The sequence below is a fragment of the Streptomyces sp. SID486 genome (assembly GCF_009865385.1).
Lineage (GTDB): Bacteria > Actinomycetota > Actinomycetes > Streptomycetales > Streptomycetaceae > Streptomyces.
In genome coordinates, this window is sequence record NZ_WWJT01000677.1 from 1 (window position 1) to 996 (window position 996).

A 996-nucleotide genomic window follows, 5' to 3' on the forward strand; every position below is an offset into this window, starting at 1 on the left:
GGTGTGCGCGCGGCATCGCGGAAGGCCCGGCCGTGCCCCGCTCCGGCGGCGGCGCGGAGCACCGTGTACGCGCGGGCCGCGCGGCCGGCCGGCGTCGCCCGCCAGCACTGGCGGGAATGTACGGGCGGAATCTGACGAACCGGCGGTGACGGGCACCGTGATCGCTCGTTTGACCTACGGAACGACCAGCTTCTTGTCCCGTCACCCGTAAGAGCCACATGATCCTGTCGAAGCGTCGGACGACGCCGCCCGACCACCACTCGCGTGTGCTCGACGCCGAGCGCACGGAGGCCGCCCTGCTGGAGCACTACGTCCGGCTGGTGCGGCTCGCCCACGTCACCCTTCCCCGGACACTCGGCCAGCACCGACGGGTGCTGGCCGCGCACGGCGTCGTCCAGGCGGCCCTGCCCCGGCGCGGCGTCCTCGTGCCGGGACCCCGCGGGGACGGCGCCGAGGGGGCCGGCGCGAGCACGTACGGCCTGCTCCGGCTGCGGGTGCTGCGCGCGGCGCTGTCCCGGGACGGCACGTCCTCGGCACCGGCGCGGATCCAGTGGCGCCGGCCCGGCCGCGTGCTGCCCGCCGTGTGGGGACTGCGGGTCTTCCCGCAGCCGGCCGGGGCCGAGGAACTCGTGCTGGACCACGCCCTCGCCCGCAGCGAAGGGCCGGTCCGGGCCGCCTTCGCGCTGCTCGCGCTGGACGGGCTGGCACCGGCGGACGCGAGCGAGGTCCTGCGGGCGCTCGACGTGCGGGACCCGGAGGGAACGGTGGCCGCGGCGCTGCGCCTCGCCGACGCCGCCCGGCCGACGGGGCGCGACGACCCGGAGGAGGCGGGCATCTCGGCCCCCGTGCCGGCACCGGCGTCCGACCCCTGCCTGCTGCACGCCCGCCCCAGCGATCTGCTGCGGCGCAGGCACCGGCTGCGGGCCGTCGCGGCGACGCTGGCCCTGGCCGCCGCGACGGGCGCGGCCCTGCTGACGCTTCCCTCCGACGCCGGAC

The 996-nt window shown here is 78.1% G+C and carries 1 pseudogene; it reads left to right on the forward strand.

Annotation, left to right across the window (positions count from 1 at the left end):
- Positions 1–218 precede the first annotated feature (218 nt).
- Positions 219–996, forward strand: a pseudogene (locus tag GT045_RS31400) (hypothetical protein); the annotation flags it as partial.